Here is a 12,921-nt window from a genome sequence, read left to right as displayed (position 1 = left end):
TCGTCATCGACGCCAATACTGGAGCTATATTGTACGGAGACAATATCGACACGGTCCGGGACTCAGGAAGCATGGCCAAACTCATGAGTGCCTATGTAGTCTTTCGGGCCCTCAAAGAAGGCAAGATCAAATATGATACCGTTGTCACAGCAACAGAGGCAGACCAAGCCATCTCGGAAAACAATCTGTTAAGTAACTCACCTATTGTAGCTGGTGTTGACTACAAAGTATCTGAATTGATCAAGATGCTCTTTGTTCCATCTTCCAGTGCGGCCGTGATTATGCTGGCCAACGCCGTTACTGACAATGATCCCGATAAGTTTTTGGACTTAATGAATCAGTACGCACAAGAAATGGGGATGAGCCATACCAAATGGCACAATCCAAATGGGGCGATGATTTCGGTCCTTCAGGGCTACTACAATCCTCAGCGCTACGACGTCAATGCCAATAACGAAATCACAGCGCGGGACATGTCTATTCTGGCTTATCACATCGTAAACGACCTGCCAGAAATGTTGGAATACACCAAGCAAGCTCATACTACGATCATGGAAGGAACCCCTTACGAGCAAAGCTACGATAATTACAACACTTCCCTCGAAGGTGGAAAATTCGCCCTTAAAGGAACAGATGGACTCAAAACTGGATCCAGCCCGACTGCTGACTACAACTACACCGCGACAACCAAGCGGGGTAAACAGCGGATTATCGAAGTCATTTTGGGGGTTGGAAACTACGATGTCGAGATCGCCGAAAGCTACCGCAATCAGATCGGAAATACCCTGGCTGAGAAAATGTTCGCAGACTACCAGTATAAAAAAATCCTTTCTGTAGGCGACCATACCATCGACGGGAAGACCATTCACTTGAAGCAAGACTTCTATGCGACCGTTAAGAAGGGGACGAAGCCAGCGCTAAAACTGGAAGACAACCGCCTAGTCGTCCAGAACGGCTTACAACAGGTATCTCCAAGCATTAAACCGGGAGTGGCTGTAAGTGAGTCTAAAGCAACGACCTCTAGCAGTAAAAGCAAGGGATTCGATATCATGTGGATCTTCTGCTTCCTGCCTGCCGGAATTTTATACCTGATCTTTAAACAAACCGATCCAAATAGAAGAAAATAGGAAAAGAACTCCCATTACCATAAGGTATGGGAGTTCTTGGTTTGTCGACAAAGCCATCTTAGGCCAAACCTTGAACGTAGGCATCTACTGCTACGATGGCTTGGGCAATATCAGAAGCCTTCACTTCAAATGGCATTTGATGGATGGTTTCTCCTTCGATGGTGGCCTGTTGGCCAACCTTGAGAAGATCTTCATAACTTGCAGTTTCAAGATGCATTTCTTTCAGAGTGGTTGGCATACCGATTTGTTGATAGAAACGAATGTATTTATTCAATTCTTCCTTAGGACGGTTTTCTAAGAACAATTGAACTAACGTTCCGTAGGCTACTTTTTCACCGTGAGTCAAATGGTGGATGTCCCCAGTAAGGGCTGTAAAGCCATTATGGATGGCATGGGCAGCTGCTAACCCACCACTTTCAAACCCAATACCACTAAGAAGGGTATTGGCTTCAATGATGTTTTCAAGAGCAGGGGTTACGACTTTGGCTTCACAAGCAGCCATGGCTTGGAGTCCATCAGCAAATAAGGTTTCTTCACAACGTTGTGCAATGGCGACACCCGCTAAGGTTTGTCGTTGACCCAACATGGTTTTTCCATTGGCTTGCATTACCGCACGCGCTTCGACCCAAGTCGCTAATCCATCTGCGATTCCAGAAGCGAGCAAACGTTTTGGTGCTTGAGAGATGACTTTGCTATCCACCAAGACCAATTCTGGGTTTTTAGAATAGAAAATATAGCGAGCAAAGGCACCTTCATCCGTGTAGATAACTGACAAAGCGGAAACGGGAGCATCTGTAGAGGCAATGGTAGGGGCAATCACAACTGGTGATTTTAAAAGATCGGCAATAGCTTTCGCACTATCGATGGTCTTTCCTCCACCAAGTCCAATGACCAAATCACAGCCATTTTCTTCTGCCAAACTAACCACACGATTGATTTCGTTATCAGAAGCTTCTCCATTAAAGAAGACTGGTAAAACCGTGAGCCCATTTTGACCAAGGTATTCTTCAAAACGCTTCCCTACAATATCATAGACCACTGAATCACATAGCAAAACAGGGTGAGTCCCTAATTCTGAAATAGATTGCGCATTTTCAAATAAGGCATTCTCACCTTGAATGTAACGTGACGGACTTGCAAAATTTCTCATAGTCTGCTCCTTTAAAATTTATTTAGTTCACACTCATAGTAGCATTTATTTCTATGAAATTCAAAGAATTATACAAGGCTCCAATCAATTAAATTTATCTGTTCACGCAGTCATTGGAAGCGTTTCATTTTTATTTGATGAATCTTATTATCAAAAATCCCCAAAGCTAGTTTCAGTAGATTGAAACTTGGCTTTGGGGATTTTTATTTTTTTACAAGCATTGAGAAAATCAATCAATGGCTTAACTGAAGTCGAGACTACTTCCTTTGATCAACAAATCTAGTATCGCGAAATTGAACTCGCCCTAAAAGCGTCGAGAAAAGGAGAGATTGCCTGGTGGGCATGGCCCACATGGTCAATCTCCTATTTTCTTCTCGCTTTTTTTACGGGCTTAGTATCTTAGACTACCAAATGATCACGCGGTCTTCTGGTGCGCGCCACATGCCGTCGCCTTCTTTGACATCAAAGGTTTCAAAGAATTCGTCAAAGTTTGGTAATTGAACATTGGTACGTAGTTTTCCTGGTGCGTGGACATCGACACTTGCGAGGAGTTGCATGTACTCTGTCCGAGCTTTCATGCGCCAGATGCGAGCAAAGTTGGTGAAGAATTCTTCTGCTGAGAAATCTTCCTCTTTCTTCGCTGCCTCAAGGGCTGCAGCGATACCTCCGAGGTCTGCTACGTTTTCAGAAACGGTCAATTTCCCGTTGATCTTGGCACCGTAAGAGTCTTGACCTTCGAACTGATCGATGACCTTTTGAGTCCGAGCGGTAAAGGCTTCGTAATCTTCTGGTTTCCACCAGTCTTTCAAGCTACCATGCTCGTCAAAGGATGCTCCATTGGTGTCAAAGGCGTGGGAGATTTCATGGGCAATGACTGCACCGATTCCGCCGTAGTTGGCTGATGATGATTGGTGAAGGTCATAGAAAGGTGCTTGTAAAATCGCTGCTGGGAAGACGATTTGGTTCTGTTGCGGATCATAGTAAGCATTGACCAGATGGGCTGGCATGTGCCATTCGCTTCGATCAACCGGTTGGTTCCACTTGCTCCAAGTATGGGCAATGGAAATTTCGTAAAGGGCTTGAGCATTTTCAACCAAGGTCTTGCTTTCGTCGATGATCTTTTTGGCGTATGTTTCAGGTAATTTTTCAGGGTAGCCGATATGTGGTGTGATGACATTGAGCTTGACAATGGCTTTTTCACGAGTTTCAGGAGCGAGCCAGTCTGCTTTTTCTAAGCGATCCTTGTAGACTTCAATCATGGTCGCTACTTTATGCTCTACGTCTGCTTTCGCCTCTGGTGAGAATTTTTCTCCTGCATACCAAAGGCCAAGTGCTTGGCTATAAGGTCCTTCTGCCAAAGCCAAAGCGGCTTTTTCTTTCGGACGGGCTTCTGGTGTCCCTGTAATCGTACGGCTATACTCACCAGATAAGACACGGATTTCTTCAGTCAAGAAAGACGTCCAAGAAAGAGCTGCACTGAGTTTCAATTTGGCATGAATGGTTTCCCAGTTGGCTGCCGAGTAGTATTTTGGTGCGAATTCCTTCCAGAAACGCTCTTCTGGCACGATGATTTTATCTGGTGTTTGTCCGATCACTTCAGTAAAGAAGGCATCGAGTGGCAATTCTGGGACCAAGGCCTTGAAATCTGCCCACTCATAAGGATGATAGAGTTTGTTGTACTCGGATCTTTCTTCATTTGACAAGACATATTTGGCCAATTCTGCATCCGCCGCAATGACCTTATCCAGGATATCCTTGATTTCTGCCTCTGAGAATTCAAATTTAGGTAAGAGTTTTTCCATCATTTGGCGCCAGATAGCCAGTAATTCTGGGCCTTTTTCGTTGCCTTCTTCATAATAGGTTGTATCTGGCAAGATGAGAGCAAGAGACTCTCCCCACAAGACATTCATTTGGGCATTCATAAAGTCTGGTGACACGCTAAATGGCATGAGATTTGGTTTGCCAGCTAGTTCATAGGTGCCCAACTTGCTGGTATAGTCTTCAAAAGAAGACAAGGCCTTGATTTCATTGATCAAGGGCATGACTGGTGCTACACCAGCTGCTTCTCGCGCATCAAAATCTGCCACCATTTTGTGGTATTTGACAAAGTTTTGCAGAATGCTGTCTTCAGGCAGCTCTTCTCCTCGTTGCCATTTTCCAGTGATATCCAACATCAAGTTTTCGATATCTTGGATCAAGTCCATAAAACCACCAGTTGACGGTTTGTCATCAGGGATCACAGCTGTCTCAGCCCATTCCCCATTGACGTAATCATAAAAATCATCTTGTAAACGTACCATGATCTTCTCGCTTTCATTCTTTTCTAATAACCTTATCAAAAATAGGAACTTTTTTCAATGATTACAAGTAAGTTAATCTAAATTATTTTAAAAATTAACTTGACTTAATTTTTTTATTCATGTATATTAATACTAAAGGAGCAAAATCATGATTCAAATTGAACATCTAAGTGTTGCCTACCAGCAAACACTGGCCTTGGAGGATCTTTCCCTCACCATCCAGGGGCCAACCATCCTAGGAATTCTTGGGCCCAACGGAGCTGGGAAATCAACCCTGATCAAGGCCATGCTAGGACTTCTCCCCCATTCGGGAAAGGTCCAGCTCGATCAAAAAGATCTCAGCCAAGTTCTTCAACGAGTGGCCTACGTCGAACAGAAATCCGCTATTGATTTCCACTTCCCCATCACGGTGCGGGAGTGTGTCTCACTGGGTCTCTATCCCCATCTTTCTATCTTCAAGCGAAAAAGCAAAGAGGACCTCAAAAAAGTGGAAAATGCCTTGAAACTTGTCAATCTTCTTGATCTAGCAGATCGCCAGATTGGCCAGCTTTCGGGAGGGCAATTCCAACGGGTGCTGATTGCCCGTTGCCTAGTCCAAGAAGCGGATGTCATCTTTTTGGATGAGCCCTTCGCAGGGATTGACTCCGTCAGCGAAGACATCATCATGCAGACCCTCCAGACCTTGAAACAAGAAGGCAAGACCATCCTGATTGTCCATCACGACCTCAGCAAGGTCCCAGCTTATTTTGACAAGGTCCTCCTCCTTCACCGCAAGCTGATCGCTTTTGGAAAAACAGAGGAAACCTTTACCAAAGAGAATCTTCACGCAGCTTACGGTCATGAACTTTTTATAGGAGGTGAAATCAGATGATTGCAGAATTTATCGATGGATTACAGCAATTCCACTTCTTACAGAATGCCCTGATCACAGCCATTGCCATCGGTATTGTCGCTGGAGCTGTCGGATGCTTCATTATTTTGCGAGGCATGTCTCTCATGGGAGATGCTATCTCGCACGCAGTCCTTCCAGGGGTGGCCCTGTCCTTTATCCTTGGCATCAATTTCTTTATTGGCGCCATTGTCTTTGGGCTTCTAGCTTCCATCCTTATCACCTATATCAAGAGCAACTCCATCATCAAGAGCGACACAGCGATAGGGATTACCTTTTCTTCTTTCCTCGCCTTAGGAGTCATCCTGATTGGAGTCGCAAAAAGTTCCACCGACCTTTTCCACATCCTCTTTGGGAATATCTTGGCCGTGCAAGACCAGGATATGTGGATGACCATCGGTATTGGGGTGGCGGTCTTGCTGGTAATTGTCCTGCTCTTTCGCCCCTTGCTACTCACTTCTTTTGATCCCGTTCTAGCTCAATCCATGGGCATCCGGGTCAAGGTCTACCACTACCTCCTTATGGTGCTCTTGACATTGGTTTCTGTTACTGCTATGCAAAGTGTCGGAACCATTCTCATCGTCGCCATGCTTATTACACCCGCTGCGACGGCCTACCTCTATGCCAATAACCTCTGGTCCATGATGCTTTTGTCCTCTAGCCTAGGAGCTCTTGCATCCATTCTGGGACTCTTTATTGGCTATAGCTTGAACATCGCCGTTGGATCTTGTATTGTCCTCACTTCTGCCGTCTTCTTTCTCATCAGCTTTTTTATCGCTCCTAAGCAGAGAAAGAACAAGCACGCTCTTTCATCTCATTAAAGGGGAAACACATGAAAAAAACCGCTTCTATCCTCGCCCTCTTTGTGGCGCTCTTATTCGGCCTTCTAGCCTGTAGCAAAGGCTCTTCTTCCAAGTCCTCATCCGATAAATTGAAGGTGGTTACCACCAACTCCATCCTTGCAGATATGACTAAAAATATTGCTGAGGATAAGATCGATCTGCACAGTATCGTTCCTGTCGGCAAAGATCCTCACGAATACGAACCGCTTCCAGAAGATGTCAAAAAGACTTCGCAAGCAGACCTCATCTTCTACAACGGGATCAACCTCGAAACCGGTGGCAATGCTTGGTTTACTAAATTGGTCAAAAATGCCAATAAAGTTGAAAACAAAGACTATTTCGCAGCTAGCGACGGAGTCGACGTCATCTACTTGGAAGGCCAAAACCAAGCTGGAAAAGAAGACCCTCATGCTTGGCTCAACCTTGAAAATGGGATTATCTACGCTAAAAACATTGCCAAACAATTGATCGCCAAAGATCCGAAAAACAAGGACTTCTACGAAAAGAATCTAGCTGCTTATACTGAAAAACTCAGTAAGCTCGACCAAGAAGCCAAACAAAAATTCAACAATATCCCAGAAGATAAGAAGATGATTGTAACCAGCGAAGGCTGCTTCAAATACTTCTCCAAAGCCTACGGCGTCCCATCTGCCTATATCTGGGAAATCAATACGGAAGAAGAAGGCACACCTGACCAAATCAAAACGCTGGTAGAGAAATTGCGTCAAACCAAAGTACCGGCCCTCTTTGTTGAATCCAGTGTCGATGAGCGTCCTATGAAAACTGTGTCTAAGGATACCAATATCCCTATCTTTGCAAAGATCTTTACTGACTCGATTGCCAAAGAAGGGGAAAAAGGTGATAGCTACTACAGCATGATGAAGTGGAATTTAGACAAGATCGCAGAAGGATTGAGTCAGTAGACCATTCAGATTTCTAAACAAATCAGTGGCCCCTCCACCGGTATTGCGGTACAATAAAAACAAAAAAGGAGTCTTTTTATGGCAACATTTTTAGGAAACCCTGTGACCTTTACCGGATCTCAACTTCAAGTAGGGGAAATGGCCCATGATTTTTCATTGATCACTCCAGCTCTTGAGAAGAAATCTTTAGCTAATTTTGCTGGCAAGAAAAAAGTCCTCAGCATTATCCCATCCATCGACACAGGTATCTGTTCGATGCAAACACGTCACTTCAATCAAACCTTATCGGATATGGAAGATACTGTCGTCTTGACGGTCTCTGTCGACCTTCCTTTTGCTCAAGGTAAGTGGTGCGCTGCTGAAGGGCTCGACAATGCTATCATGCTCTCAGACTACTACGACCATTCCTTCGGGAAGGCTTATGGCCTCTTGATCAATGAATGGCACTTGCTTGCGCGCGCTGTCTTGGTCTTAGATGCAGACAACAAGGTGACTTACGTTGAGTACCTAGACAACATCAACAGCGAACCCAATTATGACGCTGCAATCGAAGCTGTCAAAGCACTTGGATAAACATAAAAAGAGGTCTGCGACCTCTTTTCTATATCTACAAAATCTGTTCAGAACCTTTCCTTTAGTGAGTACGGACGTCAGCGAACTTCTAGGAAGTTCCATGACTTAGTTTTGAACCTAACGTTTCAAAACTCCCGAGTACTTGAAACAACCATGTTTCAAGCACTTTTCTCACAGCGGAAAGGCCCATCACCTGATAGATCAGCTCTAAGAACTTAACTGTTTTAACTTCTTTTAAGAATCTCTTAGGCTATTTTATGTAAAATAACAGTTCTATCGTTGCTATAAAATCCGATGGAGCCCATTCTGGAGGAGGACCCGCCAGCGTAAGCGAGGGATGCCTCTGAGGAAACTTCGCACGCGCTTTGCCACTTGTTGCTTATAGCTCTTACCTCCCTGTGCAAAAACTCCTTTTCGACTCCAATAACCTTGCTCTCCTCGGTCATTCTTCGGAGCTAGATAGCGAACATCTTGCTGATAGAGGACCTGCTTGCGAAAGGCTGGATCCCAAGCTTTGACGGGATCAATATCCAAGCCCTTATGGGTCCGGCCCCTAGCCAAGCCGTAGTTAAAACTGGCACCATTGACAATGCCATTTTCAGAAACTTCTATTGGATCAACTTCATTGAGAAAATGCCCAGCTTGATCGAGAATATACTCCGTATGAAAATTTAACAAGACCTTGAAATTAACTTGTTGGGAGGCCCCTGATGGATAATGAAGGTGACCATCTGGCCTTAGGGAGACCTTGTTATGAAGACGAGCAGCCGCATAAGCATCCACCGTGACCGCTCTAGCCTCCTGTAGGTAAGCTTGTAAGGCCTCCTCGTCAGTCTGTCCAGTTCTGGCCTCATGCGTCCGAATCCATTGTGCCTGGTAACTTGAAAGTAGGTAGCGCAACTGGTGAACCTGGCGTTTCAAGAGCTGGTCTCCCGACTGATCTGCTAAAGGATCCTTTTTAAAAGCGATTTGCACGACGCGTGAAAAAGCCGTCCAAAAGTCGGAACCTGGTGGACAATCTGGAGCCATTCTACTCAGAAGAAAGGCTGTTTCTTCACAAGTTCCAGACAGGTCACTTGGCATTAGGAGAATTTTCATGACGCCCCTCAGCAAGTCTTGGGCAGCAGTCTCCGTTAGATCCTTGATCTCTTGAAACCACATATTTTGAAACAGAGGACTGGCAAAGAAAAAGACAGACTGGTATTGTTCTTGGTAGGCTTGTGGATCTTTGTATCCCTGCAAGTGCTTCTCTAGATAGGCTAAACTATTCTCTCTCCAGCCTAGTCTCGCTAATTCCCGTCTGTTCATGATGCCATCCTTTCTATGCTTCTATACTACCATCTTTTGGAGCTTGAGACAATTCTCATTACTCCACTAGCGTTTTTGAGGATATTTTTGATATACTAGAAGTGAGCGAAGAAAAGAGGAAAGCATGACACCAAACAAAGAAGATTACCTCAAGTGCATTTATGAAATTGGCACAGAAGTAGAAAAAATCAGCAACAAGGAAATCGCCAGTCGCATGCAGGTCTCTCCACCCGCTGTGACCGAGATGATTAAGCGTATGATCTCTGAGGGCCTCTTGGTGAAAGATAAGACCCATGGGTATCTACTAACGGATCTAGGATCGCAGTTGGTCTCTGATCTCTACCGCAAGCACCGCTTGATCGAAGTATTTCTTCTAGAAAAACTTGGCTATACAACCGAAGAAGTCCATGAAGAGGCAGAAGTTCTCGAGCATACCGTTTCTGAACATTTCATTGACCAGCTGGATCACATGCTTGGAAATCCTAAGACCTGCCCTCACGGTGGGACAATTCCAAAGAAAGGCAAAAGGCTTGTCGAAGCCTACCAAGACCGTCTTAGTGAAACGACTGAGCCTGGTCTGTATATTCTGCAAAGGGTCCATGACACCTATGAATTGCTAAAATTCTTAGACCAGATCCATCTCCAGATTGGGAATACTATCGCGTTTCAACGATATGATGACTACACAGGCCTCTATCACTTAATCATCCATGGACAAGAAATTTCTATCAACCAAGTGATCGCCCAACAACTCTATATCGAAAAACATGCAGTCTAAACCGACTGCATGTTTTCTTACTTATGGATTTTTTGTATCTAACAAAATCGTCACTGGACCATCATTGATCAATTCAATCGCCATATCGGCCCCAAAGATCCCTCGTTTGACAGGGACTTCTTTTTCTAATTGATCATTAAAGGCATCATATAACTGACTGGCCATATCTGGCTTGGCAGCCCCTGTAAAAGCAGGACGGTTGCCTTTTTTTGTCTCCGCAAAGAGGGTAAATTGAGAGATCGACAAGATTTCTCCTTGGATATCTTTGACTGAAAGATTCATCTTATCTTCCTCATCTGAGAAAATACGCATCTGCGATACCTTGCGGACCGCATAGTCTAAATCCTTCTGGTCATCCTCAGGCCCCACTCCCACTAAGAGCAGCAAACCTTGCTGGATCGCATTGTAGACTTGACCATCAATGGAAACCGAGGCACTCTTGACCCGTTGAATTACTAATTTCATTTTATTATCCTATTTTATAAATCTATTTGACATTCACTACTAACCTTCAAAGAACATCAACTTCAGACAAGGCAGCGAGACGAAGACAGTACTGTAGTACGGCAAGGCGAGCTAACCAAGCAATAAAAGAGTTCTGAACATATCCTAGCTTCTTCAAAGAAAATCGACATCAGACAAGGCAGTGAGACGCAGGCACACTATCTGAAAAGTAAAGGCTGTTCAGTTGCTTTTAGTGCGAGGCAGCGAGACGAAGACAGTACTGTAGTACGGCGAGGCGAGCTAACGAAGCAATAAAAGATAACTGAGTAGCCGACTAGCCGTTGGTACGCTTAACAGAGTACACCTCCGGCACACTCTTAATCTTATCCACAACCGTTGTCAACATCGATAGGTTCGGAATCCCAAAGGAAATGTGGATATTGGCAAATTTCATGTCTTTGGTTGGTTGGGCATTGACAGTTGAGATCATCTTAGCTGTATTGGAGAGGACTTGGAGTACATCGTTAAGAAGTCCGGCACGGTTGAGTCCGTAAATATCGATATGGGCGATATAGTCTTTAGTCGTATTGTTATCTTCCCATTCTACATCGATCAAGCGTTGTTCGTAGTTGTCTTGAGCGCGAAGATTCATACAGTCTCGACGGTGAATCGCGACACCACGCCCTTTGGTAATGTAACCGACAATTTCATCGCCTGGAACTGGATTACAGCACTTAGCAATCCGAATCAAGAGTCCAGAAGCTCCTTGGATAACCACGCCACCTTCATGACGGACCTTCAAGGTGTCTTTTTTATTTTCAACCTTGACCTCGCCACCTTTGACCAGCTCTTCTGCTTCTGCGCGTGCCTTGGCCCGCTCTTCTTCTCGGCGTTCATCCTCCGTCAAGCGGTTAAAGATGGTAATAGCCCCAATCTCTCCAAAACCAATCGCCGCAAACAAGGCTTCTTCTGTCTTATAGCTTGATTTTTGTAGCACTTTGTCCATGTGCTTTTTATCCATGAACTTATTGGCTACCAAGTCATGCTCGTGGAATTGGGCCATCAAGAGGTCACGGCCACGGTTAATCGACAATTCCTTGTCTTGATTTTTAAAGAATTGACGGATCTTGTTGCGCGCCTTGCTAGTTTTAACAAGGGTCAACCAGTCACGACTCGGACCAAAGGAATTGGCATTGGTGATAATCTCTACCTGATCTCCCGTCCGAAGTTTGGTATTGAGGGGCACCATCCGGCCGTTGACCTTGGCACCAATCGCTTTTTCCCCAACTTTGGTGTGGATTTCATAAGCAAAATCGATCGGTCCGGAATCTTTGGGAAGCGAGCGCACGGTTCCGTCTGGTGTGAAGACATAAATTTCTTCCGCTAGAATATCTTCTTTTACATTTTCAACAAATTCTTTGGCGTCGCCTGACTGGTCTTGGAGCTCCATCATCTCCTTGATCCAGTTCATCCCAATGGCAGATTCCTTGCTGTTGACTTGGCCCTTGATCCCTTTTTTGTAAGCCCAGTGAGCGGCAACCCCGTATTCGGCAACCTCGTGCATCTCCTTGGTTCGGATCTGGAATTCAATCGGTCCTTTAGGGCCGTAGACAGTCGTATGGATGGACTGGTAGCCATTGGCCTTCCGGTTGGCAATATAGTCCTTAAAACGCCCCGGCATCGGTTTCCAGAGCTCATGGATGTAGCCCAGCATGGCATAGACATCACTTGGAGTATCCAGGATACAGCGGATGGCAATCAAGTCATAGATTTCATCAAAGCGCTTCTTCTTATCCTGCATCTTGCGGTAGATCGAGTAGATATGCTTTGGTCGGCCATAAATTTTTCCATGCAAATGGCGTTCCCCTGCATAGGTCTCAATCTTGTGGACAACCTCTTCGACCAACTCTTCTCGCTCGCGACGCTTTTCCTTCATCATGTGAGAAATCTTGTAGAATTCTGTCTCATTCAAATAACGGAAAGACAAATCTTCAAGCTCCCACTTGACGCTAGAAATCCCGAGACGGTGAGCCAGTGGCGCATAAATCTCCATGGTCTCACGCGAAATGCGTTCTTGCTTATCCTTGCGCAAATGCTTCAAGGTGCGCATATTATGCAAGCGGTCAGCCAATTTAACCAAAATCACACGGATATCTTGAGACATGGCCATAAGCATCTTGCGGTGGTTTTCCGCCAACTGCTCTTCGTGGGACTTGTACTTGACCTTCCCGAGCTTGGTCACCCCATCGACGATCACGCGCACATCATGACCAAATTCACGCTCAAGATCATCCAAGGTCGCGTCCGTATCTTCCACGACATCATGCAAAAAACCACAGGCAACCGTCACAGCATCCAGTTTCAGCTTAGCAAGGATTCCTGCCACTTGAATCGGGTGAATGATATAAGGCTCACCAGACTGACGGAATTGACCACTATGGCAATCAACTGCATAGACCAAAGCCTTTTGCACAAAAGCAACATCCTCAGGTGATAAATATTTTTTTGTAAGGGCAACGACTTGGTCCCCTGTTAAATTCTCTTCTTTCGGCATTCATTTTCTCCAGTTTCTTGGATACTATTTTAA

11 protein-coding genes are annotated in these 12,921 nt (G+C 45.0%); 6 read left to right on the top strand and 5 right to left on the bottom strand.

The window, feature by feature from the left end:
- The coding region (locus tag PAN06_RS05505; protein ID WP_269795803.1) for a DUF1958 domain-containing protein at nt 1–1,127 on the top strand (1,127 nt) is incomplete at its 5' end.
- A 58-nt stretch (nt 1,128–1,185) separates the two neighbouring features.
- Here PAN06_RS05505 and PAN06_RS05500 read toward each other — a convergent pair.
- Both PAN06_RS05500 and PAN06_RS05495 read right to left on the bottom strand, forming a co-directional pair.
- Entirely contained in the window at nt 1,186–2,277 is a 1,092-nt protein-coding gene (locus PAN06_RS05500) for a glycerol dehydrogenase (RefSeq protein WP_269795802.1), read from the bottom strand.
- A 404-nt stretch (nt 2,278–2,681) separates the two neighbouring features.
- Nucleotides 2,682–4,577, bottom strand: a complete 1,896-nt coding sequence (locus tag PAN06_RS05495) for a M13-type metalloendopeptidase (RefSeq protein WP_269795801.1) — start codon at nt 4,575–4,577, stop codon at nt 2,682–2,684.
- Nucleotides 4,578–4,725: 148 nt separating this feature from the next.
- Between PAN06_RS05495 and PAN06_RS05490 the strand changes: the two genes are divergently transcribed.
- From PAN06_RS05490 to tpx, 4 genes are all read left to right on the top strand, one after another.
- On the top strand, nt 4,726–5,448 hold the full coding sequence (locus PAN06_RS05490) for a metal ABC transporter ATP-binding protein (protein WP_269795800.1): 723 nt from the start codon (nt 4,726–4,728) through the stop codon (nt 5,446–5,448).
- Entirely contained in the window at nt 5,445–6,287 is an 843-nt protein-coding gene (locus PAN06_RS05485; RefSeq protein ID WP_070505336.1) for a metal ABC transporter permease, read from the top strand. Before PAN06_RS05490 ends, PAN06_RS05485 begins: the two co-directional genes overlap by 4 nt.
- Before the next feature lie 11 nt (nt 6,288–6,298).
- Nucleotides 6,299–7,231 carry a metal ABC transporter substrate-binding lipoprotein/fibrin-binding adhesin FimA gene (gene fimA / locus PAN06_RS05480; protein WP_269795799.1) on the top strand — a complete coding sequence of 311 codons (933 nt, stop codon included), beginning with the start codon at nt 6,299–6,301 and terminating at the stop codon, nt 7,229–7,231.
- Between the two features lie 78 nt (nt 7,232–7,309).
- A complete protein-coding gene (tpx, locus tag PAN06_RS05475) occupies nt 7,310–7,804 on the top strand; it encodes a thiol peroxidase (protein WP_049518613.1) in 495 nt (164 codons plus the stop codon).
- 282 nt (nt 7,805–8,086) lie between these two features.
- Here the strand turns inward: tpx and PAN06_RS05470 are convergent, their stop codons facing one another.
- On the bottom strand, nt 8,087–9,112 hold the full coding sequence (locus tag PAN06_RS05470) for a DUF3114 domain-containing protein (RefSeq protein WP_269795798.1): 1,026 nt from the start codon (nt 9,110–9,112) through the stop codon (nt 8,087–8,089).
- A gap of 124 nt (nt 9,113–9,236) precedes the next feature.
- On the opposite strand from PAN06_RS05470, the gene PAN06_RS05465 reads away from it, so the two are divergent.
- The gene (locus PAN06_RS05465) at nt 9,237–9,890 is read left to right on the top strand and encodes a metal-dependent transcriptional regulator (RefSeq protein ID WP_269795797.1); all 654 of its coding nucleotides are present in this window, start codon (nt 9,237–9,239) and stop codon (nt 9,888–9,890) included.
- A 21-nt stretch (nt 9,891–9,911) separates the two neighbouring features.
- Here the strand turns inward: PAN06_RS05465 and dtd are convergent, their stop codons facing one another.
- Entirely contained in the window at nt 9,912–10,355 is a 444-nt protein-coding gene (gene dtd / locus PAN06_RS05460) for a D-aminoacyl-tRNA deacylase (protein WP_269795796.1), read from the bottom strand.
- A gap of 313 nt (nt 10,356–10,668) precedes the next feature.
- Nucleotides 10,669–12,888 (bottom strand): bifunctional (p)ppGpp synthetase/guanosine-3',5'-bis(diphosphate) 3'-pyrophosphohydrolase, encoded by a 2,220-nt coding sequence (locus tag PAN06_RS05455; protein ID WP_013904522.1) that lies wholly within the window; start codon nt 12,886–12,888, stop codon nt 10,669–10,671.
- Nucleotides 12,889–12,921 lie beyond the last annotated feature (33 nt).

This window comes from Streptococcus sp. SM3 (assembly GCF_027497875.1).
Note: the sequence above shows the minus strand (reverse complement) of the source record. Positions and strands in the feature narration are given on the sequence as shown.

Bases quoted from the DNA above. Each gene is read 5' to 3' on its own strand.
- PAN06_RS05500 (WP_269795802.1), bottom strand. From the start codon at position 2,277: ATGAGAAATTTTGCAAGTCCGTCACGTTACATTCAAGGTGAGAATGCC.
- PAN06_RS05495 (WP_269795801.1), bottom strand. From the start codon at position 4,577: ATGGTACGTTTACAAGATGATTTTTATGATTACGTCAATGGGGAATGG.
- PAN06_RS05490 (WP_269795800.1), top strand. From the start codon at position 4,726: ATGATTCAAATTGAACATCTAAGTGTTGCCTACCAGCAAACACTGGCC.
- PAN06_RS05485 (WP_070505336.1), top strand. From the start codon at position 5,445: ATGATTGCAGAATTTATCGATGGATTACAGCAATTCCACTTCTTACAG.
- fimA (WP_269795799.1), top strand. From the start codon at position 6,299: ATGAAAAAAACCGCTTCTATCCTCGCCCTCTTTGTGGCGCTCTTATTC.
- tpx (WP_049518613.1), top strand. From the start codon at position 7,310: ATGGCAACATTTTTAGGAAACCCTGTGACCTTTACCGGATCTCAACTT.
- PAN06_RS05470 (WP_269795798.1), bottom strand. From the start codon at position 9,112: ATGAACAGACGGGAATTAGCGAGACTAGGCTGGAGAGAGAATAGTTTA.
- PAN06_RS05465 (WP_269795797.1), top strand. From the start codon at position 9,237: ATGACACCAAACAAAGAAGATTACCTCAAGTGCATTTATGAAATTGGC.
- dtd (WP_269795796.1), bottom strand. From the start codon at position 10,355: ATGAAATTAGTAATTCAACGGGTCAAGAGTGCCTCGGTTTCCATTGAT.
- PAN06_RS05455 (WP_013904522.1), bottom strand. From the start codon at position 12,888: ATGCCGAAAGAAGAGAATTTAACAGGGGACCAAGTCGTTGCCCTTACA.